Source organism: Streptomyces shenzhenensis (genome assembly GCF_021462265.1).
GTDB classification, from domain to species: Bacteria; Actinomycetota; Actinomycetes; order Streptomycetales; family Streptomycetaceae; genus Streptomyces; species Streptomyces shenzhenensis.
Genome location: NZ_JAJONF010000040.1, coordinates 1 through 26,835, shown reverse-complemented (window position 1 = coordinate 26,835; position 26,835 = coordinate 1). Strand labels below are relative to the sequence as shown.

Annotated in this window: 25 protein-coding genes; 11 read left to right on the top strand and 14 right to left on the bottom strand. The window is 72.7% G+C overall.

Features of this window, described 5'->3' with window-relative positions:
• Positions 1–197: 197 nt before the first annotated feature.
• Complete coding sequence (locus LQ326_RS35740; RefSeq protein ID WP_234543230.1) at positions 198–2,837, bottom strand: beta propeller repeat protein; 2,640 nt, start codon at positions 2,835–2,837, stop codon at positions 198–200.
• A 350-nt stretch (positions 2,838–3,187) separates the two neighbouring features.
• Between LQ326_RS35740 and LQ326_RS35735 the strand changes: the two genes are divergently transcribed.
• On the top strand, positions 3,188–5,107 hold the full coding sequence (locus tag LQ326_RS35735; RefSeq protein WP_234543229.1) for an N-acetylmuramoyl-L-alanine amidase: 1,920 nt from the start codon (positions 3,188–3,190) through the stop codon (positions 5,105–5,107).
• Positions 5,108–5,228: 121 nt separating this feature from the next.
• On the opposite strand, the gene LQ326_RS35730 is transcribed toward LQ326_RS35735, so the two are convergent.
• From LQ326_RS35730 to LQ326_RS35705, 6 genes are all read right to left on the bottom strand, one after another.
• Positions 5,229–6,260, bottom strand: coding sequence for a Ppx/GppA family phosphatase (locus LQ326_RS35730; protein WP_234543228.1), 1,032 nt, complete (start codon positions 6,258–6,260; stop codon positions 5,229–5,231).
• Positions 6,261–7,271, bottom strand: coding sequence for an iron-containing redox enzyme family protein (locus tag LQ326_RS35725; RefSeq protein WP_234543227.1), 1,011 nt, complete (start codon positions 7,269–7,271; stop codon positions 6,261–6,263).
• Positions 7,268–7,480: a CDGSH iron-sulfur domain-containing protein gene (locus LQ326_RS35720; RefSeq protein WP_234543226.1), complete on the bottom strand. Its 213-nt coding sequence runs from the start codon at positions 7,478–7,480 to the stop codon at positions 7,268–7,270. Before LQ326_RS35720 ends, LQ326_RS35725 begins: the two co-directional genes overlap by 4 nt.
• The gene (locus LQ326_RS35715; RefSeq protein WP_234543225.1) at positions 7,464–8,144 is read right to left on the bottom strand and encodes a HemK2/MTQ2 family protein methyltransferase; all 681 of its coding nucleotides are present in this window, start codon (positions 8,142–8,144) and stop codon (positions 7,464–7,466) included. Before LQ326_RS35715 ends, LQ326_RS35720 begins: the two co-directional genes overlap by 17 nt.
• Complete coding sequence (locus LQ326_RS35710) at positions 8,141–8,350, bottom strand: hypothetical protein (protein WP_234543224.1); 210 nt, start codon at positions 8,348–8,350, stop codon at positions 8,141–8,143. Before LQ326_RS35710 ends, LQ326_RS35715 begins: the two co-directional genes overlap by 4 nt.
• Before the next feature lie 141 nt (positions 8,351–8,491).
• On the bottom strand, positions 8,492–10,063 hold the full coding sequence (locus tag LQ326_RS35705) for an FAD-dependent oxidoreductase (protein ID WP_234543223.1): 1,572 nt from the start codon (positions 10,061–10,063) through the stop codon (positions 8,492–8,494).
• 118 nt (positions 10,064–10,181) lie between these two features.
• Here LQ326_RS35705 and LQ326_RS35700 point away from each other — a divergent pair, with 118 nt between their 5' ends.
• Entirely contained in the window at positions 10,182–10,358 is a 177-nt protein-coding gene (locus LQ326_RS35700; RefSeq protein ID WP_234543222.1) for a hypothetical protein, read from the top strand.
• Between the two features lie 154 nt (positions 10,359–10,512).
• Here LQ326_RS35700 and LQ326_RS35695 read toward each other — a convergent pair whose 3' ends face one another.
• Entirely contained in the window at positions 10,513–11,469 is a 957-nt protein-coding gene (locus LQ326_RS35695; protein ID WP_234543221.1) for a helix-turn-helix transcriptional regulator, read from the bottom strand.
• Positions 11,470–11,684: 215 nt separating this feature from the next.
• Between LQ326_RS35695 and LQ326_RS35690 the strand changes: the two genes are divergently transcribed.
• The 4 genes from LQ326_RS35690 to LQ326_RS35675 all read left to right on the top strand — a co-directional run bounded on the left by LQ326_RS35690 (position 11,685) and on the right by LQ326_RS35675 (position 15,323).
• Complete coding sequence (locus LQ326_RS35690; protein WP_234543220.1) at positions 11,685–12,002, top strand: ANTAR domain-containing protein; 318 nt, start codon at positions 11,685–11,687, stop codon at positions 12,000–12,002.
• A gap of 358 nt (positions 12,003–12,360) precedes the next feature.
• A complete protein-coding gene (locus tag LQ326_RS35685) occupies positions 12,361–12,588 on the top strand; it encodes a ferredoxin (RefSeq protein ID WP_234543219.1) in 228 nt (75 codons plus the stop codon).
• Positions 12,585–13,979: an NAD(P)/FAD-dependent oxidoreductase gene (locus LQ326_RS35680; protein WP_234543218.1), complete on the top strand. Its 1,395-nt coding sequence runs from the start codon at positions 12,585–12,587 to the stop codon at positions 13,977–13,979. Before LQ326_RS35685 ends, LQ326_RS35680 begins: the two co-directional genes overlap by 4 nt.
• 123 nt (positions 13,980–14,102) lie before the next feature.
• A complete protein-coding gene (locus tag LQ326_RS35675) occupies positions 14,103–15,323 on the top strand; it encodes a cytochrome P450 (RefSeq protein WP_234543217.1) in 1,221 nt (406 codons plus the stop codon).
• 38 nt (positions 15,324–15,361) lie between these two features.
• On the opposite strand, the gene LQ326_RS35670 is transcribed toward LQ326_RS35675, so the two are convergent.
• The 3 genes from LQ326_RS35670 to LQ326_RS35660 all read right to left on the bottom strand — a co-directional run bounded on the left by LQ326_RS35670 (position 15,362) and on the right by LQ326_RS35660 (position 18,090).
• Positions 15,362–16,036, bottom strand: a complete 675-nt coding sequence (locus LQ326_RS35670) for a GAP family protein (RefSeq protein ID WP_234543216.1) — start codon at positions 16,034–16,036, stop codon at positions 15,362–15,364.
• Positions 16,037–16,310: 274 nt separating this feature from the next.
• Positions 16,311–17,393, bottom strand: coding sequence for a sensor histidine kinase (locus LQ326_RS35665; RefSeq protein ID WP_234543279.1), 1,083 nt, complete (start codon positions 17,391–17,393; stop codon positions 16,311–16,313).
• Entirely contained in the window at positions 17,386–18,090 is a 705-nt protein-coding gene (locus LQ326_RS35660; RefSeq protein ID WP_234543215.1) for a response regulator transcription factor, read from the bottom strand. Before LQ326_RS35660 ends, LQ326_RS35665 begins: the two co-directional genes overlap by 8 nt.
• 162 nt (positions 18,091–18,252) lie before the next feature.
• On the opposite strand from LQ326_RS35660, the gene LQ326_RS35655 reads away from it, so the two are divergent.
• Positions 18,253–19,332, top strand: a complete 1,080-nt coding sequence (locus LQ326_RS35655) for an endonuclease/exonuclease/phosphatase family protein (protein ID WP_234543278.1) — start codon at positions 18,253–18,255, stop codon at positions 19,330–19,332.
• An 88-nt stretch (positions 19,333–19,420) separates the two neighbouring features.
• Positions 19,421–19,576, top strand: coding sequence for a DUF6131 family protein (locus tag LQ326_RS35650; protein WP_234543214.1), 156 nt, complete (start codon positions 19,421–19,423; stop codon positions 19,574–19,576).
• 62 nt (positions 19,577–19,638) lie between these two features.
• Here LQ326_RS35650 and LQ326_RS35645 read toward each other — a convergent pair whose 3' ends face one another.
• On the bottom strand, positions 19,639–20,358 hold the full coding sequence (locus LQ326_RS35645) for a DUF4232 domain-containing protein (RefSeq protein WP_234543213.1): 720 nt from the start codon (positions 20,356–20,358) through the stop codon (positions 19,639–19,641).
• A gap of 196 nt (positions 20,359–20,554) precedes the next feature.
• On the opposite strand from LQ326_RS35645, the gene LQ326_RS35640 reads away from it, so the two are divergent.
• Positions 20,555–21,955: a helix-turn-helix domain-containing protein gene (locus LQ326_RS35640; protein ID WP_234543212.1), complete on the top strand. Its 1,401-nt coding sequence runs from the start codon at positions 20,555–20,557 to the stop codon at positions 21,953–21,955.
• Positions 21,956–21,992: 37 nt separating this feature from the next.
• Here the strand turns inward: LQ326_RS35640 and LQ326_RS35635 are convergent, their stop codons facing one another.
• Positions 21,993–22,151 carry a hypothetical protein gene (locus LQ326_RS35635; protein WP_234543211.1) on the bottom strand — a complete coding sequence of 53 codons (159 nt, stop codon included), beginning with the start codon at positions 22,149–22,151 and terminating at the stop codon, positions 21,993–21,995.
• Positions 22,152–22,268: 117 nt separating this feature from the next.
• A complete protein-coding gene (locus LQ326_RS35630; RefSeq protein WP_234543210.1) occupies positions 22,269–23,591 on the bottom strand; it encodes a phosphatase PAP2 family protein in 1,323 nt (440 codons plus the stop codon).
• 278 nt (positions 23,592–23,869) lie between these two features.
• Between LQ326_RS35630 and LQ326_RS35625 the strand changes: the two genes are divergently transcribed.
• Together LQ326_RS35625 and LQ326_RS35620 are read left to right on the top strand one after the other, a co-directional pair.
• The gene (locus LQ326_RS35625) at positions 23,870–25,216 is read left to right on the top strand and encodes a S53 family peptidase (protein WP_234543209.1); all 1,347 of its coding nucleotides are present in this window, start codon (positions 23,870–23,872) and stop codon (positions 25,214–25,216) included.
• 478 nt (positions 25,217–25,694) lie between these two features.
• Positions 25,695–26,798 carry a sugar ABC transporter substrate-binding protein gene (locus LQ326_RS35620; protein WP_234543277.1) on the top strand — a complete coding sequence of 368 codons (1,104 nt, stop codon included), beginning with the start codon at positions 25,695–25,697 and terminating at the stop codon, positions 26,796–26,798.
• Positions 26,799–26,835: the final 37 nt, after the last annotated feature.

Sequence of the window (26,835 nt, the reverse complement as noted above, 5' to 3'; positions counted from 1 at the left end):
TCTCGGTCGGCCGCGGCCCGCGGGCCTTCGTCCGTCCGGCCGGCGGCGCGGTGAAGGGGCTGATCTCGGGCTTCCCGCGCCCGTGCCGCCAAACGGCGGACGGCTCGGCACCCCGCGATCACGGCTTGTGACCGCGGCGCCCTGTCCGGCACAGGGGTGCCCCCGCAGGCCGGGGGCACCCCTGTCATGCCGTTGCGTCAGCGCAGGCCGCGCACCTTGATCGTGTAGATGCCGCGGCCGTGGGTGGCCGCGTACAGGGTGCTGCCGTCGGGGCCGAGCTTCAGCTGGAGCACGGCGACGGCCGGGAGCGAGCCGACGCGCTGCCACCGCGTGCGGCCCGGCGCGCGGTAGACGACGCCGAGGTCGGTGGCGACGGCGAGGCCGCCGTTCGGCGTGACCACGGCGGAGTCGGCCGGCACGTCGGGGAGGTTCGCCGAGACGTCGGTCCAGGTGGTGCCGCCGTCGGTGGACTCGAAGACGTGGCCGACGCCCGCGCCCGGTCCCTCGGTCCAGTGCCGGGAGAAGCCGTTGACCGCGAGGAAGACGTGGTCGGCGTTGTCCGGGTCGACGGCGAAGCCGCTGAGGTAGCGGTTGGGCACGGTCCCGGTCACGGGCAGGGTGATGTCGTGCCAGCCGGTGCCGTCCGCGTTGCCGACGGCGATGCCGCGGGCGAAGCCCTGGTTGTTGCAGGGGCCGCACCAGCCGACGTACACCTTGCCGCCGGAGGCGGCGACGGCGGTCGCGGTGCGGCCGGCGCCGAGGTCGTACACGCTGGTCCACTCCGAACCGCTGCGGATGGCGTAGCCGTGGGTCTGCACCCACACGTGCCGGCCGCCCGCGATCCACGTCGAGCTGTTCTTGGCGTCGGCCGCGAGCGGGGCGATGAAGCGGGCCTCGCCGGTGGCGTTGTCGGCCGGGGCGACGTTGTACGACGTGGCCTTGGAGGCGTCGGTGCTCCAGCTGCCGTCGTTGACGGCGCAGTTCTGGGTCACCTGGATGGCGAGGTAGACATATTCCTCCGCCAGGTCGCAGCCGTTGGCGGGGTCGGTGAGGGTGTCGCCGCCGTCACCGCCGAAGTTCGACCCCATGACCGTGTCATTGCTGCGGAGGATCGACTGCCCGTTGTCCTGGAGGCCGCCGGTGACGGACACGCCGCCGTGGTCCGGGTCCTTGCCGATGCCCACCGAGTAGTACTGGAGGGTGTCGATGGTGCCGTCGTTGAGGGAGGTCCAGTCGGTGGCGTGACCGGAGGCGTCCTGGGATCCGTCGACGGGACGCTTGTAGACGCCGCCGTCGTTGCCGACGTACACGAAGCTCTTGCCGTGGTAGCTGCCGATCGCGACGCCGTGCTGGTCGGAGTGGGTGGTCTGGTTGCAGTCACCGGTCTGCTTCGCCGGGTCGATGGACCAACAGGAGAAGCCGAAGTTCCAGTACGGGCCGACGGTGGACCAGGTGCTGCCGCCGTCCTTGGTCTCGAAGACCTCCTCCAGGCCCGCGTAGACGTGCTCCGCGTCCGCCGGGTCCACGGTGAGGAACTGGTTGTACCAGGCCTGCACGCCCGGCATGTAGCCGCTGCTGGTCAGCGCCGAGCCGTCGGCGGCCAGGCCCTTGTAGTCGGCGATCTTCGTCCAGGGACCGGTGGGGGAGCCGGACTTGGAGACGTAGATGCCCTCCAGGCCGCTGTCCGGGTTGGTGTTCAGCTGCTCGGGCGACTGGTCGACGGCGTAGTAGCGGGAGCCGTCGGCGGAGCGGGCGAAGGTGACGTTGCCGACATCGCCGGCGTCGGTCGGCAGGTCGCCGAAGCCGCTGCTGATCCGCTGCCAGCTGCCACCGGACCTGGTGTAGAAGCCGTTGTAGTCGTCGCCGCTGCGCCAGCCGACCGCGAGGACCACCTTGCTCGGGTCCTTCGGGTCGATCGCGATGTCGTTGGCGATGTTCTTGTACGCGGCCAGGTCGTCGTCGGCCTTCGAACCGCCCGGCAGATAGTCGGGGTTGGGGGCGAACTCCAGCTTCCAGGCGCCGGTGAGCTTCTTCGTGGAGTGGCTCCACACGCCCTCGCTGGTGGCCGCCCACACCTTGCCGCCGCCGAAGCGCAGTTCGTGGACGGTGGTGGACTCCAGTTCGTCGCCGCCGACCCGGCTACGGGCGGAGAACGTGCCGTGGTGCGGGTCGGACAGGACGTAGACGCCGCTGCCGAGATAGGCGTCCGCGTTGGTGGTGGCCTCGCCGGTGCCCAGCCACAGCCGTCCCGCGCCGTCCAGCGCCAGCGCGCCGGTGGACTGCGAGGGCAGCTTGTCGCTGATCGGCTTCCAGTGCCCGCCGCCCCGCTTGGACCGCCATACACCGCCGCCCGCGCTGCCCGCGTACACGTACCCGTCGTCATCGGCAGCCATCGCGGCCATCCGGCCGGTGACGTCACCCGAGCCGCCGCTGGAGTTGGAGTCGATGTCGCGGTAGCGGGAGTCGTCGGAGTTGTACGGGAGGTCGGTGATGTTGCGCCAACTGCCGCCCGTGCCAGTCAGGTTGTTCAGGCCGGCCCAGGCGGCGCCGTACGCGCCGGGGGCGACGACGCCGGGCGAGGTGCGGGCCTCGGCGTACTGGTCCGCGCCCTCGGCGATCTCGTCGGCCTCGTTGCCGCCGTCGTCGTCCGCCGTCGCCCTGGGTGTGATGGCCCCCCTCGCATGCTCCCGCTCGGCGGCCAGCCGGGCGAGCGCGCGGACTCCGAAGGGGCTGCCGGCTCCGCCGGGCGCGGCACCCGCGGGTATCGCGACGAGCGCGGCGGACGCGGTGATGGCACAGATCGTGAGCCATCGTCTCTTACGGGTTGGTGCTGACACCAGATCCTCCCAAACGGGCAGTTCCACAGCCGTCGCACAGCACCCGATCACCGGCCGCGGCGGGTGTCCGGGATTTGGCCAGTTATTGACCAGAACCTGTCACCTCGGGCGCGCCGGGTCCGCGGCATCAACCCGGAGTCGACGACCAGGAGGTCACGGCACCTGCGGAGCACCGCGCTTTTCGGCGCGGGGAGCGGCATGCGGGGCGAGTAACCCGCTGAGCCTCGCGGTGTCTCAACTTTCTATAGTTCCAGGGAGGTTGTGAGGGCATCGTCGGCCGGCCGGGCGCCCTCGGCGGAACCGCGGACTCTTCAAAGTCATCTCTTCAAGTCGACGGAGAACGGAGCAGCATGACCTTGTACAGACGGAACTCCACACGGTGGCCGGCGTCGGCCGTCGTCGGAAGTGTCGTGGCGGCCGGGGCGTTGGCGCTCCTGCCGTCGGCGGCCCAGGCGCAGACCGGAACCTCCCGGCCGTCCGGCGCGCAGGCCGACTTCGCGGCCGCGGCGGCGAAGTACGACGTCCCCGTGTCCGTGCTCATGGGAGTCACCCGCGAGGAGTCCGGCTGGCAGTCCCACCCGGGCTACAGCGACAAGGGCGGTTACGGCCTCGGCAATCTCACCGACGTGACGACGGACATGCTCGTCGACGGCGCGGCCGGCGCCGGTGGCCGCTCGGACCTGTCCACGCTGGTGAACCGGCCCGGCATGCACACCCTGCGAACGGCGTCGAAGCTGACCGGCATACCCGCGGCCCGGCTGAGGACCGATCGCGGGGCCAACCTGGAGGGGACGGCCGCGCTGCTGGCGTCCTATCAGAAGACCCTCACCGGCAGCCTGCCGCAGAACCCGTCCGAGTGGACCGCGGCCGTGGCCGAATACAGCCACCTCACGGACAAGAAGGCCGCCACCCGGTACGTCGACGGCGTCTTCCGGGCCATCGCGTCGGGCGCCGAGCAGCAGACCGCCCAGGGAACGCTGCGCCTGGCCGCGGACCAGGGCGCGCGGCCCGACCTGTCACAGCTGGACGAGCTCAGGCTGACGAGCGCGGACACCACCACCGGCGCCGAGTGCCCGGCCACCATGGACTGCGCCTACGCGCCGGTCGCCGTCACGGGCCACAACGGCCAGGTGTCGAACCGGCCCGCGAACGGCATCCAGATCGACCGGATCGTCATCCACACCGCCGAGGGCACCTTCGCCTCCGCGCTGTCGACCCTGTCCGCGCCCGGCGCGATCGTGTCCGCCCACTACCTGATGGACACCGACGGCAGCACCACCCAGCTGATGCCGGCCGAGGACATCGCGTACGCCGTCGGCAACTACCACTACAACCTGCACTCGGTCTCGATCGAGCACGCGGGCTTCACCGCGCAGGGCGCGCAGTGGTACACCGACGCCACCTACCAGCAGACCGCCGAGCTGGTGAAATACCTCGCCCAGCGGTACGACGTGCCGCTGGACCGGCAGCACATCCTGGGCCATGACAACGTTCCCGGCTCACTCGACTCGAACCTCGCCAAGCAGCACTGGGACCCGGGCACGGCCTGGGACTGGAACCGCTTCATGAGGCTGCTCGGCGCGCCCGCGGCCAAGGGCCCGCACGGGGTGGGCCCGGCCGGCTCGGTGGTGACCATCGCTCCGCGGTTCGAGAGGAACACCCAGTCCTACACGGTCTGCCCGGCCGACGACCCGTCCGGTGTGACGACGGCCTGCGGCGAGGTCGCGCAGCCGTCGAACTCGCTGTTCGTGCGCCAGGCGCCCGCCGCCGACGCGCCGCTGCTCCTCGACCCGGACGTGCACCCCGGCCTGACGGCGGGCACCGACCAGATCAGCGACTGGAGCGACCGGGTCCAGGCCGGTCAGCAGTTCGTGGTGGCCGGCCGCCAGGGCGACTGGACCGCGATCTGGTACGACGGCCAGGAGGGCTGGATCTACAACCCGTGCGGGCGCAACACCGTCCCGACCACGGGCGTGACGGTCATCAGCGCCGTGGGTCCCGACGCCGCCCCGCTGTACGGCCAGGCGTACCCGGCGGCATCCGAGTACCCCGCCGGCCTGTCGCCGTCGAGGCAGGTCGCGCTCACGGCACCCGGCTACCGGATCCCGGTCGGCCAGGCCTACGTCGTGGACCAGCCGGCCGCGGCCGCCGACGACTACTTCGCCTCGGGCGCCGTGGTGAAGGGCGCGCAGAAGTACTACCAGGCCCAGTTCAACAACCGGACCATCTACGTGAACGCGGCCGACGTGACGGCCACCGAGGCCCGGTGATCCCAGGCCCCCGGACCCGGCAGCACCTGAACGCCCGGACGTGCCCGGAGCCGAACGGCTCCGGGCACGTCTGTTCCGGCTCCGTCAGCCCGCCGGATGGCCGGTGGGCCGGTGCGCGGCCTCACGGCTCCGGCGTGGACGCGGTCCGGGGCAGTGGCAGGCGGCTGACGACCGCCCCGTCGAAGGGCCGTCCGAAGGTGTGCGTTCCGGTCTCGATGTCGGTCCACCAGTCGGCGCCGTCCTCCAGGTAGCGCAGCAGGATGCCCTCGCGCAGCGCCCAGGGGCAGACGGCGACGGCCTTCACGCCGCTCAGCTTCATCGCGGTGTGCCCCACGATCGCGCCCGCGAGGCTCTGCCGGGCCCGGGGCGCGGAGATGCCGGGCAGCCCGGAGCGTTCGGCCGCCGGCAGGGCGGCCAGCCGGTCGATCGCGCGGCGCAGGTCGCCGCGGCGCAGGACCCGTTCGGCGAACGGCCCGTGCCGGCCGGGCGCGGCGCCGCACAGCCGGGCGAGCTGCTGGAAGGTGCGGGAGGTGGCGACGGCGGTGTGCGGATGCTCCCAGCGGATACGGGCGGTGGCGTCGCGCAGCTGGTGGCGCACCGCACGGCGCAGGGCCTGCAGCTCGGCATCCGACGGCGCGCCGTCCTGGTCGAGGTACTCCCTGGTCAGCCTGCCCGCGCCGAGCGGCAGGGAGGCGGCGAACTCCGGCATCCGGCCGCGTCCGAAGGCGACCTCGAGGGAGCCCCCGCCGATGTCGAGGACGGCCAGCGGCCCGGCGCGCCAGCCCATCCAGCGCCGGACGCCGAGGAAGGTGAGTTCGGCCTCCGTCTCACCCGGCAGCACACACAGCCGTACGCCCGTCTCCTCGCGCACGGCCCGCAGGACGGCGGCACGGTCGGGGGCGTTGCGCACGACGGCGGTCGCGAACGCCAACGGCTCCGGCGCACCCCACCGGGCGGCGATCTCCGTGGCCTTGCGTAACGCCTTGACCAGGTGGTCCGTGGCCTGTTCCCCCAGCCGGCCGTCGGACGCGACCTGCTCGGACAGCCGCAGTTTCCATTTGGCGGTGTGCACCGGCAGCGGCACCCCGGCCGTCACATCGGTCACCACCAGCCGCACCGTGTTCGAACCGGCGTCCACCACGCTCAGCCTCATTTAGGGCCGAGTACCCACCGTCGCCGGAATGATGCGGCCCGTGCGCAGCGCGTTACGGCCGGCACGCCAGTCGGCCAGCAGCCGGGCCGCCAGCCGGTCCTCCAGGAGACCGGTCGCGCGGATCCCGAAGACCACGTCGGCCTCCAGCGACGGTTCGTCCGCCAGCAGTCCGGCGACCACGTCGTGCCGTACGACCTGTTCGTGCACCGCGTCCGCCTCGACGTGCTCGGTGTAGAAGCGCACGGCCGCCTCTCCCGCGCCCATCCGGCCAAGCGCCTCGGCCAGGCGGCGGGAGGCCGGGGAGGACGTCACCTCGACGGTCGCGAAGTGGCCGACGAGCGCGCCGCGCAGGGCCCGGTGCAGGCCGAACAGGGACATCATGTTGACGGTGGCCAGGGCCTCGGCCGGTGCGGCGTCGACGTAGCGGCCGTACGCCGTGTCCAGGTCCAGGTCCGTCATCAGGTCGGCGAACAGCCGCGCGTGGATCTGGTCGGCGCGGCCGGCACCGAACTCGTCGAACTCCACCGCGACCATGGCGGCCTTGGCCCGTCCGCGCAGCCGGGGGATCACCCAGGCGTGCGGGTCCGCCTCCTTGAGGTGGTAGAGCGAGCGCAGGGCGGCGTACTCCCGGAACTGTTCCAGGGTGCCGTGGTCGCGCAGGAAGTACGAGAGGCTGCCGCCGTCGTCGCCGACGGGTTCCAGCTGGAGCGCGTCCAGGGCCTGACCTGCGGTGCCGGACGCCTCGACCGGCACGTCCGCGCGCAGCGCGCCCAGGAAGCGGTCCTCCAGTGCGGCGCGCAGGGCGAGCAGCCGGGGGTCCCACTCGAGGTCGTCGGGCACCCCGGCGAAGCCGAGGTAGTGGAGTTCGTAGAGCACGTACAGGGCCAGTTGGAGGTCGTCGCCGTAGGGGTCGGCGGGCGGCGGTGGGGCGGCGGACTCCGATCCCCGCATCAGATCGGTCAGCGCGGCCGAGAACGGGCCGCGCGGCTCGGGCAGGCGCACGTCGCTCATGAGGTCTCGTCCCGTTTCGTACGGCGGCGGTGGCTGGTGTCGCACCAGGGCGGGGTCCGGGTACGGCGGCAGGTGCAGACGGCGACCACGAAGCGGTGGGACACCGTGATCCGGCCGTTCTCGTCCACGACCTCGACGGGGCCCTCCACCAGGAGCGGCCCGTCGCGCTGGACCCGGATGCGGCGGGGGCGTTCAGGTGTGTGCGGCACGGATCACCACCAGCTCCTCCGTGGTCCGGTCGGCCACCAGGCCGCTCTCGCGCAGCCAGGTGAGCCGGGAGTGCAGGACGCGTCCGAACGGCAGCCGGACGCGGTCGACGACCTCGGCGCGCAGACCGGCGGTACCGAGCCGGCCCAGGGTCTCCTCGACGCCGCTCAGATGCGAGTGCACCATCAGCAGCGTCCCGGCCGGGCGCAGCACCGTGGGGGCCAGCGCGCAGATGCGGTCGATCAGCAGCCGGCCGTCCGGGCCCGCGTCCCAGGCCCGGGCGGGGCCCCGGGGCGGGCCGTCGGCGGGCGGGGCGGGGACGTACGGCGGGTTGGTGATCACGAGGTCGAACCGGTGGCCGGGGACCGCGCCCGCCAGGTCACCGTGGCGGATCCGCACCGTCTGCCCGTTCAGCAGGGCGTTGCACCAGGTGGCGGCGAGGGCCCGCCAGGAGATGTCCACCGCCGTGACGCGGGCGCCGTGCCGGGCCGCTTCCACCGCGAGCGCGCCGCTGCCGGTGCCGAGGTCCAGGACCTCGGTGCGGCTGGTGATCCGCTCCCGGCACAGCGCCCGGCCCAGCAGCGCGGTGTCGGTCTGCGGCCGGTAGACGCCTGGCGGGGTCCAGCAGTGGAACCGGGGAGCGGGGACGAGGGAGTCGACGGTCATCGTGGCACCTCGCACCGGCTCGACGCCTTCGTCGGCCGGCCGGCGCCGTCGCCCGCAGCCGGGGCGACGGGCGGGTCCACGGCGCGCACGAACTCCGTCCGCACGCCGTACTCGGCCGGCCGCGCGGCGACCACCGAGGCCGGCGCCGCCGTGCCGGAGGGCGCGGGGGGCTTCTTGGGCGTGCGGTTGACGACGAGGGCTTTCACAGGTCTGCTCCACGGGCCGGGATCGAATGGGTGCGCGAACCGAACGCGCCACACGGGTACCCCTGGGAAGCAGACGTAACGGGGGAGGCACCGGGTGGGGGCGGTGCCGGTGGGCGAGGCACCGGTGAGGGCGGTGCCGGGCTACGGGTGGTTCCGCGTTCCGGTGTCCGATCGTCCGGAGCCGGTTGCCTCCATGTCGCGCTTCTCCAGCGGTCGCACGGCCGGGCCCTGGAGGATGCGGCCGTCGGGGGCGAAGCGGGAGCCGTGGCAGGGGCATTCCCAGGCCTGTTCCGCGCGGTTGAAGGCGACGAGGCAGCCGAGGTGGGTGCAGTGGGCCGAGACGGCGTGGAGCTGACCGCTGTCGTCCCGGTGGACGGCGCACGGGTGTCCGCCCATCCGTACCACCGCTCCGTCTCCCGGGGCGAGGTCCTCGGGGGCGGGTGCCCTGACCGCCGCCAGCCGGTCGCCGACGAAGTGCCTGGCCACCTGCGCCTGGTGCTTGAGGAACGCCCCTCCCTCGCGGACCACGGAGGCCAGCCGGCGCGGGTCGTACAGCCCCGCCCACTCGCTCTCGCGGCCCTCGACGAGGTCGCTGATCAGGCCGCCGGCCATGATGCCGCCGCTCAGGCCCCAGCCGCCGAAGCCGGTGGCCACATAGGTGTGGCGGCTGCCGGGGTGCAACGGGCCGACCAGGGGCACGGAGTCGGTGGAGTCGTTGTCCTGGGTGGCCCAGCGGTGGGTGACCGTCAGCCCCGCGAAGCGGCTGTCGGCCCAGGCGGTCAGCCGGGCGAAGCGCTCCTCGACGTCGGCGGTGCCGGGGGTGAAGTGCTCCCCGGTGACGACCAGCAGCCGGGTGCCGTCGGGCTGGGGAGCGCTGCGCACGGACCGGGTGTTCTGCTCGGGCGTGATGTACATGTCGCGCGGGGCCCGGTCCGCGTCGAGGGTCCCCGCGACGACCAGCTCACGGCGCGGGGAGAGACGGGTGAACAGCAGCGCCCGGTCGAAGACGGGGTAGTGCGTGGCGACCACGACCTCACGCGCCCGCACCGTCGCACCCACGTCGGTCGACAGGACGCAGGGCTCGCCCTCGGAGAGGCCGGTGACACGCGTCCCCTCGTACACGGCACCGCCGTGCCGGCGCAGGTCTTCGGCGAGGGCGCGCAGGTATTTCACGGGATGGAACTGCGCCTGGCCGGTGACCCGCACCGCGCCGGCCACCGGGTAGGGCAGCTCGGTCCCGGTGACGAACTCGGCCGGCAGGCCCGCCTCGCGCGCCGCCTCGGCCTCCGCCCGCAGCTGCCCGACGTGCTCGGGACGCTCGGCGTACGTGCAGGCCGCCGCCTCCTCCCACTCGCAGTCGATGCCGAGGTCGGAGACGATCTCGGCGGCCCGGCGGATCGCCGTCGACTGCGACTCGGCGTACAGCCGCGCGCCCTCCCGGCCGCGTGTGCGGCGCAGATGGTCGTAGACGAGGGTGTGCAGCGCCGTCAGCTTCGCCGTGGTGTGGCCGGTGACCCCGGCGGCGAGCCGGCCCGCCTCCAGCACGGCCACCTCGCGGCCGCGCCGGACCAGCTCCCATGCGGTGCTGAGCCCGGCGATCCCGCCGCCGACCACCGCGACATCGACGGAGACGTCCGCGTCCGGCGGGGGAGCGGGCGCCCCGTCCGGCGCGGTCTCGATCCAGTACGACCCCCGCAGTTCCTGAGCGTTCATGACGGCCGGGTTCCCGCCCTGCGCGGGCGACACGCACGACCGCGCGGGGCCGGAGTTTGTCCGGGCCGGACCGGGCAACTCGGCGGCCAGGCGACGAGCAGAGAGAAGATGAGCCGCCGTGACCAGGCACACCACACAGAAGCCCGCCCTCCGAGTGGCGAAGACCGGCTGGGCGAGGGCACGCCACCTCCCACGCGACCGGATTTGCACGTGGGTCGCCGCCGTCGAGCGCGACAGCACCTCGGCCGCCCCGCCCACGGGCGGTGACGGGAACATCGTCCGGGGCGACGACTGAGCCCGTACGGAATCGAGCCGGTATGGAACCGAGTCGGTACGGAACCGGTTCCGTACGGAGCGGAGCCCGCCTCCCCGCGTGCCCCTGGCCTGGTGCCCTGGCACGCCGTCTCCCGCACGGCCGGCCGTGCGGGAGACGTGCTGTCCGAGCCCGGTCAGCCGCGCAGCGCCTCGGCGGGGCCGGTGGCGTACGTGGCCCGGTACAGGGCGGCGAAGCGGCCGGGGTGGGTGAAGCCCCAGCGAGCCGCGATGCCGGCGACGGTGGCACCGCCGTGGGGGTCGGCCGCGAGCAGGTCGTGGTGCGCCTGCGCCAGGCGGACCCGCCGGAGGTAGGCCGTCGGCGTGGTGTCGAGATGCCGGCGGAAGGCGTACTGGAGCGTGCGGATCGTGACGTGGACGGCGCCCGCGATGTCGGCGACGGTGATCGGCTGGTCGGCATGGTCGTCGATGTAGGCGATGGCCCGTCTCAGGGTGGCGGGGTGGGCGTCGCCCCGGTCCTGTCCGGTGGGGTCGGTCCGGGCGGTGTTGGGGAAGGCCGCCAGGACGCTCGCGGCCAGCAGCTGGCCGCCGGCCGAGACGAGCAGCGGCTCGGCCGCCGTGTCCGGGTCGGCCAGGACCTGGTCGCGCAGGTAGAAGATGGTGGCCCGCAGCCGGTCGCCGGCGGCCCGGGACCGCGGCCGGTGCCCGGTCAGCCGTACCGGCTCGCCCGGCCGTGCTCCGGCGGAGGCCGCCACCTGGTCCAGCAGACCGGGATCGAGCATCGTGATGTTGTAGCGGGCGTTGCAGATCCGGCCCGCGTACGGCAGGTCGTGGGGCGCGAACAGCACGGTGTCACCGGCGGCGAAGGAGTCCCGCACGCCGTGGAAGACGTGGTCCTGGATGGTTCCCTCATGGACGACGCAGAGACAGATCCTGCCGAGCGGGGAGACCGAGTACGACATCTCGAAGTCCAGGTCGATCTCGTCCACGCTGAACGACGTCGTCGCGTCGCGGCGTACGCGTGCGGTACTGGCGCCGGGGGTGGTGCTCCCGATGCGCATGCGCGCGTATGCCTGGGAGAGGAAGTCCTCCGTCGTGCCGAGGTCGTCGCTTTCGAATACGAGCGAGTCCATCTCTTCCTCTTTCCCCGGCGTCGGCGCTTCAACGGGGAGACGGACGCCACGGCGCTCACGCGCGTCGAGAGCGGCTTTCGTTTTGTGGACAGCGAGGGCGTCGACCGTGCGTCTGCGGTCCCTCTACGCGGGCCGGTCGCGGGCAGCAGTAAGGGCGACCGGCATGACAGCCCGACCAGAAAGCGCTCCTCACGATGCCCGAGGACACCGAAGACATGGACCCCCTCGCCCGGATCACGGCCCTTGAGACAGAGATCGCCCAGCTCCGCCACGCCGTCACCGCCCGTGCGACGGTCGATCAGGCCATGGGCGTGGTGATCGCCTACGCCGGGGTGACCCCCGAGACGGCGTGGGAGATCCTCAGGGAGGTCTCGCAGCACACCAACACCAAGCTGCGGGAGATCGCCGAGCAGATCAGACAGTGGCCGCACTGCGAATGGCTTCCGGACGAGGTACGGCACGCCCTGGGCGCGGCGGTGCTGGCACGGTCCGCGCAGCCCCCCGCCACCGGGGCGGCCGTGCCGGACCGGTGACCGCGGGCCGGGCGCGTGCGCCGCGCCGGGGCCGTCCGCGCGTCCGCCGCGGCCGGACCACCCGCCGGACGCGGACCACCCGCCGGACGCGGGCCGGGCGCCGCTGACGCGGCTGTTTCCGTTGCCCCGGCCACCCGGCTTCCCGGCGTGCGGGTGATGTGGGCGCGGCATAGGCTGATCGGGTGAAGTCGCGGAATCCCTAGGCGGTCTCTCACCGTGGCCGGTCGCCCTGGCGCACCGGCCGATTCCTGCCCGCGTTCCTTCTCGCGATCACCAAAATCCTTCTGCCGAGACCCGACGAGCGCGGTGCGCCGCCTCCCGGTACGGGTCCGCAGCCTGCAGCCCCGTGGAGGCCGGGATGCGAGTCGTCGTTGATCTCTCCCGATGTGAAGGCTATGCGCAGTGCGCGTTCCTGGCTCCGGACGCGTTCCGGTTGCACGGCGAGGAAGCGCTGATGTACGACCCGGAGCCCGACGACGCCCTGCGCGACCGGGTGCTGCGCGCGGCGGCGGCCTGCCCGGTCCAGGCGATACTCGTCGACCGGCTGGAGGGCCGGCGGATCCCGGTGGAGGCGGCGAGGTCATGACCAGTGCCGACAACCTGCGCGCGTTCAGGCGCGACGGCCGCATCGTGATCGTCGGGGCGTCCCTGGCGGGGCTGCGGGCCGCGGAGTGCCTGCGCGAGGAGGGTTTCACCGGATCGCTGACGATGATCGGCGACGAGCTCGGCGAGCCCTACGACCGTCCCCCCTTGTCGAAGCAGGTCCTGACCGGGTGGGTGCCCGCCGACGGCACCACGCTGCCGCGCCGGCGTGACATCGACGCGGAGTGGCTGCTGGGCGTGCCCGCGAGCGGGCTGGACCTGGCCACCGACCACGTGCGGCTCGCCGACGGCCGCGAGGTCCCCTTCGACCGCGTGCTGATCGCCACCGGCGTACGGGCCCGGCCCTGGTTCGTGGAGAGCGAGGCAGAGCTGGACGGGGTGTTCGTCGTACGTACGCGCGAGCATGCCGAGGGCCTGCAGCGCGCCCTCGCCGCCGGACCCTCCCGGGTGCTGGTCATCGGCGCGGGGTTCACCGGCTCCGAGATCGCCTCCGTCTGCCGGGAGCGGGACATCCCGGTGACGGTGGCCGAGCTCGGACCGTATCCGCTGGTCGGGGCGCTCGGCGCCATGATCGGCGAGGTGGCGGCGGACATGCAGCGCGCCCACGGCGTCGACCTGCGGTGCGGGGTCAAGGTCACCCGGCTGGAGGGCGACGCCCAGGGGCGGCTGCGCCGGGCCCACTTCGACGACGGCAGCACGGTCGACGCCGACGTGGCCGTGGTCGCGCTCGGGGGCATCCGCAACACCGAGTGGCTGCGGGGCTCCGGACTGGCGGCGGGAGTCTGGGGCATCGCCTGCGACACGGGCTGCCGTGCCATGGACCTCAACGGGCTGATCACCGACGACGTGTTCGTCGCCGGGGACGTGGCGCGCTGCCCGAACCCGGTCTACGAGTACCGGCTGATCTCGCTGGAGCACTGGGCCAACGCGGTGGAGCAGGCCGAGATCGCCGCCCACAACATGATCCACGGCCAGGCGGACCGCTGGCCCCACCTGTCCATCCCGCGGTTCTGGTCGATCCAGTTCGGCGTGAACATCAAGTCCGTCGGCGTGCCGACCTTCGCCGACGAGGTGGTCGTCACCCAGGGCTCGGTCTCCGACCACCGCTTCGTGGCCGCGTACGGCTACCAGGGCCGGGTCACCGCGGCGGTGACGTTCAACAACGCCAAGTGGCTGGACCACTACCGGCAGCTCATCGAGACGGCCGCGCCCTTCCCGCCGCCCTGCCCCACGCCCGACCAGCCCGTCGACACGAAGCCGGTGCCCGTCGACTTCCCCGGGCCCCTCCTGCTCGCCCAGGGCGCCACCGTGGTCGTCACCGGTCACGACCCGGGGGAGCGCCGGGTCACGGCCGCGCACCAGCACCACCGTTAGGCCGCCGGCAGAGGCGGTCGGCAGAGGCGGCCGGGAGAGGCCGTCGGCGGAAGCCCCCTGTCAGGAGCCCACCGTCAGGAGTGCACCGTCAGGAGCCCCCCGTCAGGAGGAAAGGACCCCGAGATGACCACGACCGAGGCGCCCGACATCCTGCGCCGGATCCTCGACTACTCCTCCCGGCCCGACCCGTACCCGCTCTACGCGGAGCTGCGCAGGACGCCGGTGGCCCGGCAGGAGGACGGCAGTTACGTCATCAGCACCTATCGCGAACTCGCGGACATCCTGCACAACCCGCACCTGAGCTCCGACGTCCGCAACCTGGCGCATCCGATGCCCTCGGCCGAGGGCGCGCCCGTCCCGGCGTTCATCAACATGGACCCGCCCGAGCACGACCGGCTGCGGCGGATGGCGATGCGCCACTTCGGCCCCCCGCACACCCCGGGGCTGGTGACCGGCCTGGAACCCACCCTGGCCGACATCGTCGGCGGGCTCATCGACGACTTCGCGGACAAGGATCGGATCGACATCGTCGACGACCTCGCCTACCCGTTCCCCGTCACGGTGATCTGCCACCTGCTCGGCGTGCCGCGCGAGGACGAACCGCGGTTCCGTGTGTGGGTCAACGACATCATCAACTCGATCGGCTACGACCCGAAGACCGATCCGAAGGAGAAGCTCGACGACGGCGTGCGAGCCCGCCAGAACCTGCGCGAGTACCTCGGCGGACTGGTGGAGCAACGCCACGGCCACCCGAGCGACGACCTGCTGTCACGGCTGGCCAACGACGACGGTCCGGACGGGCGGATGACCGACGAGGAGATCATCAGCACCGCCAACCTGCTGCTGATCGCCGGCCACGAGACCACCGTCAACCTCATCACCAACGGCATGCTGACGCTGCTGCGCCACCCCCACGTGCTGCGACGGCTGCGCGACGAACCGGACCTGGTCGTGCCGCTGGTCGAGGAGCTGCTGCGCTACGAGCCGCCGGTGCACATCATTCCCTGGCGGGCGGCGTACAGCGACGTCACCGTCGGGGACACCGTCATCCCCAAGGGCTCGCAGATCATGCTGATGCTGGCCTCGGGCAGCCGCGATCCGAACCGCTTCCACGATCCCGACCGCTTCGACCCCGGCCGGCGGGACAACCAGCACCTCGGCTTCGGCAGCGGCGTCCACCTGTGCTTCGGCGGCCCGCTGGCCCGGCGGGAGGCCCATATCGCGCTGGGCCAGCTGGCACGCCGCCTCGACGGGCCCCGGCTGGTCGCCGACCCGCCCCCGTACCGGCGCAGCCCCGTGCTGCGCGGGCCGATCCATCTGCAGGTCGAGCGGAACGGTGGTTAGTGCGCCGACGGCCGCGCACCGACCGGGGGCGGCGGTCCTCAGGCGAGGATGCCGACGCCGTCCCCGAGGAGTTTGAGGCCGAGCACGAAGAACAGGACGGCCATGACGGCGACGTTGTTCCGCGCGGCCCACTCCCGCCAGTCGGCGAGGATCGTCCGGGCACGTTCGCCGAGGACCAGGTAGACCGCGAGGGGCGCGAGCACCCCGAGGGACGCGATGGCGACAAAGATCGCCAGGGCGCCGGTCTGCTGCGTCACGGGGATCCCGGCGGAGCTGATCGAGGCGGCCGCGGCGATGGTCAGCGGCGCGTTCTTGAGATTGCCCGCGGAGAGCAGCAGCCCCAGGCCGAGGATCTTGGCGGGGGTGAAGCGGTCGATCGCCGCCATCCACTTCGGGAGCTGTGCCTGGGAGGCGTCCTTGGGGCGGCGCCGCCACTGCCGGGCGCCGAAGAGGGCGAGGAGTGCGCCCAGCGCGAGTTTGAGGGCGCCGACCCAGGTGGCGGGCTGCTTGTGGGCCGAGGCGCCGCCCGTTCCGCCCACGGCCAGCATGATCGCGCCGAGCGCCGCGAGCCCCACGACCCAGCCGAGGGCGAACAGGAGGCCGCCCAGGCGTCCCTGCGGGGTGGTCAGGACGAGGATGATCGCCACGATCGGCAGCGGGCTGACCGCGACGCCGGCGGCCAGGCCCAGCACTTCACCGACAGCGTGTCCCACTGGGGCCTCCGGGGGAGATGACGCGGCGTGCCCGGCCCTGGTGGGGACACAGCCCTCTGCGCCATCGTGGCGCCCACCGCCCCGGCCGGCCATCGGCGGCCGGTGAACGGGTGAGCCGCCACCGTCCGTGCCCTCGCCGCGGGACGGCCGGCACCCGGGCGCCGGGCGGCCGTCGCGGGTCGGTGCCGGGGCTGGCGCGGTGGCGGCCGTCGCCGGTTCGTGCCGGGGTGCCGGGCGGCCGTCGCCCGTCGGCGAGGTGGGGGCCGGGGCGGCGTCAGTTGTCGGCGCGTGGGTCCGCCGCGGGGAGCTCCACGGTGATGCGGAGCCCGCCGGTGGGGCGTGGGGTGAGGGTGAGGGTTCCGTCGTGGGCCTGGGTGATGGTCTTGACGATCGCGAGGCCCAGGCCGACGCCCGCGTGGTCGGCGTGGACGCGTTCGGTGCCGCGCTGGAAGGGTTCGGTGAGTGTCGCGGCCAGCTGCGGGGTGACCTGCTCGCCGGTGTTCTCGACGGTGAGCACCACGGTCCCGGGGCGGGCGCCGGCATGGACCCACACGCTGCCCCGCTCGGGCAGGTTGTGGACGATCGCGTTGTGCACGAGGTTCGTCGTCAGCTGCAGCAGGAGCGCCGGCGAGCCGGTCGTGGGAGTGATGTCGCCGCTGGTCCGGAGGGTGACGCCGTGCTTCTCGGCGAGGGGCAGGAGCATTTCGGCGGCCTCTTCCGCCAGCAGGGACAGGTCGACGTCCGCCCGGGTGAAGGACCGCTGGTCGGCCCGGCTGACCAGGAGCAGCGCCTCGGTGAGGTCGATGGCCCGGGTGTTGACGGCGTGCAGGCGGGCGATGATCTCGCCGGTGTCCCGGTCCGGGTCGGCGCGGGCCACGTCGAGCAGTGCCTTCGAGATCGCCAGCGGGGTGCGCAGCTCGTGCGAGGCGTTGGCCGCGAATCTCTGCTGTCCGGCGACGTGCGCTTCGAGGCGGGCCAGCATCGTGTCGAAGGCGTCGGCGAGTTCGCGGAACTCGTCCTTGCGGCCCGGCAGCCGGATCCGGTGGGAGAGCGAGCCGTCCGCGGCCATGCGGGTGGCGTCGGTGATCCGGGTCAGCGGGGCGAGCATCCGGCCGGCGAGCAGCCACCCTCCGCCGAGGCCGAACACCAGCAGGAACGTCAGCGCGACGGCCGCGGTCGGAGCGAACGAGCGTACGACGGCGGAGCGGTAGCCGGGTATGAGGATGAGCCCGACATGGCTCACCCGGTTCAGGAACAGCCACCCGGCCCCGAGCATCAGGACACCGGCGAGCATGAGGAACCCGGTGTAGCTGAGGGTGAGTTTGACGCGAACGCTCAACCCGGGCGGCCTATCCACGGTCACCTCCCGCTTCCTCGGGTCCGGCCGTGTCCGGCTGCGTGCCGATGCGGTACCCGGCGCCGGGCACCGTGGCGATGATCCAGGGCTCGCCGAGCCGTTTGCGCAGTGCCGAGACGGTGATGCGCACGGCGTTGGTGAACGGGTCGGCGTTCGCGTCCCACGCGCGCTCCAGGAGCTCCTCGGCGCTGACCACACCGCCCTCGGCGCCGACGAGGACTTCGAGCACCGCGAACTGCTTCCTGGTCAGCGCGACATAGCGGCCGTCCCGGTAGACCTCCCTGCGGAACGGGTCCACTCGCAGACCCGCGATCTCCCGTACCGGCGGCCTGTTGTGGGCGCGCCTGCGGTCGAGCGCCCGGAGCCTGAGCACGAGTTCCTGGAGTTCGAAGGGTTTCGTGAGGTAGTCGTCGGCTCCGAGTTCGAAGCCGGACGCCTTGTCGTCGAGGCGGTCGGCCGCGGTGAGCATCAGGATCGGCATGCCGCTGCCGGAGGCGACGATGTGCCTGGCGACCTCGTCACCGGACGGCCCGGGGATGTCGCGGTCGAGGACGGCGATGTCGTAGCTGTTGACGCTCAGCATCTCCAGCGCCGTGCCACCGTCGCCCGCGATGTCGGCCGCGATCGCCGCCAGCCGCAGGCCGTCGCGGATGGCTTCCGCCAGATAGGGCTCGTCCTCGACGATCAGCACACGCATGTCATCGAGGCTACGAGCCGGCACCTGTCGTCGGCGTATCGAAAACCGCATACGCCCCGGCAACACGGCACCGCGTGGGCTGGTGGCATGCACCGAGTCCCGTTCTCAGCACGAACCACGCCCCGCCGGCTCCTTGACGCCGTGCGCCCGCCGGACGCCGCGGTGACGCGGGTGCGCACGGCGGAGCCCGGACAGCGCGGCGCCGTCCGCCGGGACGACGCCGGGTCCGGCGCCTGGCGGGCCCGCGTCCGCCGGGCGGTCCGCGGCGCCTTCCGGCCCGGGCCCTGGCGGCGCGGCCCGGTCCTCGCGGCGGCGGCGCTGCTGCTCGGCCTGCTCATGCTGCTGCACGCGCGGATCACCGACCACGCGGGCCTCGGCAGCCTGGTGGAGAGCTTCCTGCCGTGGTTCGGCCTGTTCGTCCCGGTGCTGCTGGCCGGGGCGCTGTGGCGCCGCTCCGCCTCCGCGGTGGCCGCGCTGCTGTTGCCGGTCACGGTGTGGCTGAGCCTCTTCGGCGGGCTGCTCGGCGACAGGTCCCAGCCGGGCGGCGACCTCGTCGTGGTCGGTCACAACGTCGACGCCGGCAACCCCGACCCGGCCGGCACCGCCCGTGACCTGGCCGCCTCCGGCGCGGACCTGCTGGCGCTGGAGGAGATCACCCCGCAGGCCAGGGGCGTCTACGAGAGGGCTCTGGCGACGGCGTACCCGTACCACACCGTGCAGGGCACGGTCGGGCTGTGGAGCAGGCTGCCGCTGTCGGGCACCCGGCCGGTCGACATCGAGACGGACTACGGGCCGCTGGCGGCGACCAGGCCGGCCGCCGCCAGGCTGGCCTACAACCGGGCGCTGCGCACCACGGTGACCACGGATCAGGGGCCGCTGGCGGTGTACGTGGTCCACCTGGGGTCGGTCCGGGTGCTTCCCCGCGGCGGCTTCTGGACGGAGAGCCGGGACCGTGGCGCGAAGGCGCTCGCCAAGGCCGTCGCCGCCGAGCCGGACCAGCGGGTGGTGGTGCTCGGCGACCTGAACGGCACCATGGACGACCGCGCGTTCGCCGGTCTCACCGCGCGGCTGCGCTCGGCGCAGGAGGCGGCCGGGGACGGTTTCGGCTTCAGCTGGCCGGCGGAGTTCCCGGTGGCGCGCATCGACCAGATCCTGGTCCGCGGGGTGCGTCCGGAGAGGTCGTGGGTGCTGCCGCCCACCGGCAGCGACCACCGGCCGGTGGCGGCCTCGATCAGCTGGTGACCACCGGGGGCGGGCCGGGCATTACCTCGCCGCTTCGGGGAACCCGGCGACCAAAGGGAAGTCGCGGGACGCGGTAGGAGGTACGGTCATGATCGCCCTCGGCATCATCCTGCTCATCGTCGGATTCCTCACGGGCATATCGATCCTGTGGACGCTGGGCATCATTCTGGTCGTGATCGGGGCTGTCTTCTGGATCCTGGGATCCATGGGACACGCGGTCGCCGGCCGACGCCACTATTGGTGAGCGTGATCATCGATGAGCCCGTCCGGTGACGGGAGGCGGCGCTGTGAACGGGCGGTCGGAGCTCACCAGTTGAGGGCGTCGTTCATCGACTGCTGCCAGTACGTGACCTTGAGCGAGTCGTCGATGTAGACGCCCTTCGCGGGCAGCGACGGGTGGGCTCCGGTGCCGACGCTCTCGTTGCCGGAGCGGCCGTGGAAGTAGACGGTCAACGAGTTGACGGTCTGGCCGTTCGTGCCGCTGCCGTCGGTGGCGGACAGACTCACCGAGGCGTAGCCGGACTCGCCCGGCGCGAGCGTGACGACCGCCTGCGGCCGCGAGTCCTCGATGACCGGGGGCACGGCCTGCGCCTCGCCGAAGCGGACGGCCGGGTAGGTGTAGAGGTAGCAGGTCCTGCTGCCGGTGTTGGTCACCGTGAGCAGCATGTGGTTCACGGGCCGGTTCAGCGGGGCCGCGACCGTCTTGGTGTTGGAGCCCTCGCAGGTGACCGGCCTGCCCGCGGAGGCAGACACCTTCTGCTTCGGCTTCGGCTTCGACGCGGAGGTGGCGGCACCGGCCTTCGAGGAGTCCGGGGTGGCCGGAGTGGCCGGGGAGGAGGCGCTGGAGCGGGAGGGCGCCGCGGAGGAGGACGGGGAGGCCGGGGAGTGCGTGGCCGGGGTGCCGGCCGCGACGCTCTCGGCGTGGACGCCCGTGCCGTCGTCGCACGCGGTCATGGACAACGCGGCGAGTACGACGGTCGTGGCGGCGCCGACGAGACGGGTGCGGGAGGTGCGGAGGATGGACATGTGGCCGTGCCCCTTCGGTGTTCGGATGGCGGTGGTGATTGGATGACCGAAGCCTGCGAGGCGGTCTGTCCCAGCCGCCAGGCACAGCGGGCAGTCCGGGACACTGGAACGCGGAAACACGCTCTGACCGGGGAGAACGCGGGGGCCCTGGAACGCGGGACTGGAACGCGAGGGGCGCGAGGGGATGGGGGAACGGGTGTCAGGGGCAACGGGGGCGGACGCGGCGGACGCGTTCGCGCTGCTGCTGCGGGAGCTCAAGGACCGCTCGGGACTCAGCTACGGGGCGCTGGCCAAGCGGCTGCACATGAGTACGTCGACACTGCACCGTTACTGCAACGGCACCGTGGTGCCCGTTGAGTACGCGCCGGTGGAGCGCCTCGCACGGGTCTGCCGGGCGACGCCGCAGGAACTGGTGGAGCTGCACCGGCGCTGGGTCCTGGCGGACGCGGCACGAGCGAGCCGGGGGGAGGCGGGCCCTGCGGACACCATCGGCACGGCGGATCCGGGACCGTCGGCACCGAAGGACCGGGACGACGGCGAGGGCGGGCCCGGTGGTGAGGCCAACGGCGAGGGCCGGCTCGGTGGTGAGGGCGACGGTGAGGTCCGGCTCGGTGGCGAGGACGGCCGCGAGGGCGGTGAGCCCGTCGTCGTCGACGTGCCGCCCCGGCCCGCGCCACGTCGGCGCCGTACCGTGCTGATCGCCTCCGCCGCCGCGGTCGCCGTGCTCGGGGCCGCCGTGCTCGCCGTGCGGCTGCCGCACGGCGACACGGGTCACCAGCAGGCGGCCGGTGCCGCCTCCGCCGCCGCCCCGAGCACCGGCACGGCGGGCGCCCGGCACCCGTCCGCCGCCCCGAGCCCGGGTGCGAAGGGGCACCGGCCGTCCGCGTCGGCCTCCGCCGCCGCCACCGAGTCCGCGTCGGCCGGGTCCGGGAGCGCGGAGGGCGACGGCGAACGGGCGGGCGGCGCCCAGGGCGCCGACGGCGGCACCACCGGCGCCGCCGTCCCGCTCACCGTGCACACCCGCCCCTACGTCTACGACACCCCGTGCAGCCAGCACTTCCTCGTCGACAGCGCACCGGCGCAGGTCGGCCCGCCCGCGATGAGCGAGCAGGACGCGCCGCGCTGGGCCGCGGCGTACGGGGCGGTGTCCTCGGGCGAGCAGGAGGTCGCCCTGACCGTCCAGGGCACCGGCACGGAGACCGTCGTCCTGGAGGCGCTGCACGTGCGCGTCCTCAGCAAGGGCGCGCCGCTCGCCTGGAACGACTACTCGATGGGCGTCGGCTGCGGCGGGAACGTCGGCACCAAGTCGTTCGGCATCGACCTCGACGAGGGGAGTCCCACGGTCACCGTCCAGAACGGCCAGCGCGACTTCCCGTACAAGGTCAGCGAGTCCGACCCGGAGGTCTTCTACGTCTTCGCCCGCACCACGGCCCACGACGTCCGCTGGGACCTCACCCTGGACTGGTCCAGCGGGAGCCGTCGCGGCACGGTCCGCGTCGACAACGCCGGCACCGCGTTCCGCACCAGCGCCGACGCGGGCCGCCCGGGCTACGACTACCCGCTGGGCGGCGGCGAGTGGGTCGAACGGGACGGCTGACGGGACCCGGCAGAGCCCGCGGCCGCCCCGGGCCGGCTCAGCGGGTGACCATCACCGCGTCCAGGGTGACGGTGGAGCGTGCTGACGTGCTGCCGGAGAGGACGCGCAGCTGCACCTGGTGGGCGGTGACCGTGGTGCCGAGGGTGCGGGTGAACACCACCTGCCGGTAGGCGGTCTTCGCGGCGTAGCTGTCCACCGTGCCGACCGTCCTGCCGTCCACCAGCGGGCGCCGGCAGCAGGCGTCGGCTGCCGGTGCCCGGTGCCCGGTGCCCGGTGCCGGCGCCGGAAGCGGTCACGGACCGCCCCGGCCGGCTCAGACCAGTTCGGGCTGCGGTGCCGGGAAGCGCGACGTCGGATCGGTGCGCGGTTCCCAGCGTGTGACGGTCCGTACGTAGTGGTAGACCACCGAGGCGGTCGCCAGCACGAGCAGCGGTCCGTACAGCCAGGGGCGCGTGGCCATCTCCAGCGGCAGCCAGCGGTAGGACACCAGGAGCGCGGCGAAGACCGCCGTACCGTGGACGACCAGGCGGATGCCCGTGCGCTCCCAGCCGCGGTCGTGCGCGCGCAGGGCGCCCTCGACCGTGAGCGCGAACACCGCGCCGGCGAGGAGGTCCGCGCCGTAGTGGTAGCCGAAGCCCAGGGTCGCGGTGAGCGTGGCGACCAGCCAGAACGCGCCGGCCCAGCGCAGCGCCCGGGGACCCCTGCGGGAGTGCACGAAGATCGTGGTGGCCCATGCCGTGTGCAGGCTGGGCATGCAGTTGCGCGGGGTGAACCCGTCGTACCGGATGGGGTGCGGGGCGGTGACCGGCGGCGTGGTGCGCGGCCACAGGTCGGCCACCGGCCAGTGCCCGTGCGGAGGCCGCGCCGGCCAGAGGCTGACCGATGCCCAGTGGTCGGCGCCGGTGCCGTAGGCGAAGACCGGTCCGACCACCGGGAAGATCATGTAGACGGCCGGTCCGAGCAGGCCGATCAGCAGGAAGGTGCGCACCAGATGGTGGCGCGGGAAGCGGCGCTCGGCCGCCACGCCGCGCAGCTGGTACAGCGCGACGGCGACCGCGGCCACGGCGAGCTGGCCGTAGACGACGTCGAGCACGTTGAAGCCGACCGGGCCGGTGGCCGTGACGATCCGGCCCACCAGCCACGACGGGTCGCCCAGGGCGTGGTCGGCGGTGGCCACGTACGGGTCGAGCACCGTCGGGCGGGTCTTCGAGGTGATGAGCAGCCAGGTGTCGCCGGTCTTGCGGCCGGTCACCAGCAGCAGGCCCAGCCCGGCGCCCTTCAGCAGCAGTACGCGTTCCGGGCCCGTGCGGCGCAGCACGGCGACGGCCGCGCAGCCGAGCAGCACCCACAGCGCGCCGTTGCCGAACGGCTGGCCGTGGGAGACCCCGGTACCCGTCGCCCACCGGGCCGCCGCGAAGACGAGGTCGATGCCGACCGCGGCGGCGAGGGCGACGAACCGTTGCCGCCAGGTGAGCACCACCATCGTCAACGCCAGGCCCGCATAGAGCAGAAAGCCGGATTTGGGCGCGTACGCCAGCTCGCGTGCCTGGTTGGTGATCGGTCCCGGCAGACCGTAGTGACGTGCGGCGACCTCCAGGACGACGAGGAACGCGAAGGCCGTGGCGGCGGCAGCCACGGCCCAGGGTCTCAGGGGTATGTGTCTCAAGGCTCGGCCGATTGTTAGAGGATGCGGGTGACTTGGGGTCCTGTTCAACGGGGGAAGACGCAAAGACCGCGACCCGGGTTGCGGCTTTGTTCTCGACAACAGTGGGACGTTAATGAAGGGACAACGCACGGTAAAGGGTTCGGCATCGTCGGTTCAACGTACTTGATCTGTGCATGACCCGTCCGGTGTGATGCGCGAAGACCACGTAGAGATCACTTCGTGAGACTTCGAACAACAAGGGGGGATCCATGCACATGGCCCGAACCGGGCGGGGCCTCGCGGCTGCCACGTCCGTGGCCGCGCTGGCGGTCACCGCACTGGCGAACGCCGCTCCCGCCGCCGTACCGCACACCCTCGCGGTACCGGCCGTCGTCGGGCACACCCTGGCGCATGACGTGAGCAGCCCGCTCTCCAACGCGCAGTGCCAGGCCAAGTGGCAGATCAACTGCTACAACCCGCTCCAGTACCGCACCGCCTACGACCTGAACGCCCTTTACCGCAAGGGCGTCACGGGCAAGGGGCGCACCATCGTCATCGTCGATTCGTACGGCTCACCGACCGTGCAGCACGATCTCGACGTCTACAGCAAGCAGTTCGGGCTGCCCAGCACCAAGGTGAAGGTCGTCAAGTGGGGGCACGTGCCCGCCTTCGACCCCAAGAACTCCGACATGACCGGCTGGGCCGGCGAGACCACCCTGGACGTCGAGATGGCGCACGCGGTGGCGCCCGCCGCGAAGATCGTCGTGGTCGAGACGGCGGTCTCCGAGACCGAGGGCACCACCGGTCTGCCGGAGATGATGGACGCCGAGAAGTACCTGATCGACCACAACGTCGGCGACGTCATCAGCCAGAGCTTCGGCGCCACCGAGAACACCTTCCCCGGCTTCGCCAAGGGTGACTTCTCCAGCATCAAGAAGCTGCGGTACGCCTTCCAGGACGCAGACCGCAAGCACGTCACCGTGCTCGCCGCCTCCGGCGACGGCGGCGCCACCGACCTCCGGGCGGACGGCAAGACGTACTACGACAAGCGCGTCAACTCCTGGCCCTCCTCGGACCCGTTGGTCACCTCGATCGGCGGCACCCAGCTCCACCTGAACGACAAGGGCGACCGGGTCAAGCCGGACAGCGTCTACAACGACTACGGCTCCGGCGGTGGCGGCCAGTCCCACGTGTTCACCCGGCCGTCCTTCCAGAACGGCGTGAAGAGCAAGGTCGGCACCCGCCGCGGCACCCCCGACATCTCGATGTCCGCCGCGGTCGACGGCGGCGCCTGGATCTACTCCAGCTTCGACCCGGCCGCCACCGGCTGGGACGTCAGCGGCGGCACCAGCGAGGCCACCCCGCTCTTCGCGGGCATCGTCGCCCTCGCCGACCAGGCGGCCGGCCACCGGCTGGGCAACATCCAGAAGCGGCTGTACGACCTCTACGGCCGGCACTCCAAGGGCACCGGCATCGTCGACGTCAACGACGGCACGAACAACAGCTACCAGGGCGTGACCGGCTACCGGGCGGTCAACGGCTACGACCTCGCCACCGGCGTCGGCACCGTGGACGCCCTCCGCTTCGTCCCGGCCCTCGCCAAGCAGCGGCCCTGACGCTCCCCGCACCACACGGACGACGGCCCGGGTCCCGCACCCGGGCCGTTTCCGTCGGCGGTGTCACCGGGCGGCAGGACCATCCGGCCGGGACCGGACGCAGCGGCCCGGACGGGCGGGTGACGGCCGCCGGGGTCGCGGCAGCGAAGACAGCGCGCCGGGCGAAGGGCGGTGCGGACGGCGAAGTCCCGGACGTGGGGCGGCCCCCAGGCGACTCGCCGCCTGGCCGCGGCCCTTGCACCGTCCCCGTCCCGCCGGTGGGCCGACTCCCGCCGCACCGGCCCGGCCTGGGCGGACGGCTCGCCGGTCCCGTACTCTGGCCCGACGTGCGGGACGCGCTCCAACTGCCTTGTTGTCCTGTCGTCTTGACGTACCCGGTCGCAGCGCGTTTGCTTCCCTTCACATCATCCGTCGCGCATGACCCTCCCCCACTCGGAAGGCGCCTGATGTGATCGTTCCTACCCTCCGCGGGATTCCCCTGCGCCGCCTCGCGACCATCCTGGCCGCCTCCGCGTCCGCTCTCACGCTCACCGCGTGCGGCGCCGTCGACGGCCTCGGGGGCGACACCTCCGCGTCCCCGAAGAAGGGCGACGGCATCACGGTGGGGCTGCTCCTGCCCGACAAGCAGACGGCCCGCTTCGAGGCCTTCGACCACCCCATCTTCGCGAAGGAGGTCGCCTCCCTCACGCACGGCAAGGGCAAGGTCGACTACGCCAACGCCGAGTCGAGCGAGGCCCGGCAGAGTCAGCAGTTCCAGGAGATGGTGTCCAAGAAGGTCGACATCATCGTGGTGGACGCGGTGGACGCCGCGGCCATCGCGCCGGAGGTCCGGAAGGCCAAGGCCGCGGGCATCCCCGTCATCGCCTACGACCGGCTCGCGCGGGGCCCGATCGACGCCTACGTCTCGCACGACAACGAACTCGTCGGCGAGGTCCAGGGCCGCGCCGTCGTCGAGGCACTCGGCAGCAAGGCCGCGACCAGCAAGATCGTCATGATGAACGGCGACCCCGCGGACCCCAACACGGCGAGTTTCAAGGCGGGCGCCCTCGCCGAACTCAGGAACAAGGTCCGCATCGCCGAGGAGTACGACATCGACAAGTGGTCGCCCGCGGTCGCCGAGGCCGACATGAAGAAGGCGATCCGGGCCGTCGGGCTGAACAACATCGCCGCCGTCTACTCGGCCAACGACGACATGGCCGGCGCCGTCATCGACGCGCTGAAGCAGGCGGGCGCCACCACGATCCCCCCGGTCACCGGACAGGACGCCAACCTGGACGCGGTGCAGCGGGTCGTCTCGGGCGAGCAGTACATGACCGTGTACAAGTCGTTCCTGGACGAGGCCACCGACGCCGCGCAGATGGCCGTGTACAAGGTCCAGGGCCGCGACATCCAGTACGACGCGCTGACCCAGGGCAAGGTCGACAGCCCGACCGAGAAGAACATCCCCGCCACGCTCGTGCCGGTGGTCGCCCTCACGAAGAACAACATCAAGGACACGGTGATCGCGGACGGCGTCTACACCGTCGCCGACATCTGCACCCCGAAGTACCAGTCGGCGTGCGCCGCGATCGGCCTGACCTAGGGGCTGTCCGGCCGATCATGCCGCAGACGCGGGGGCT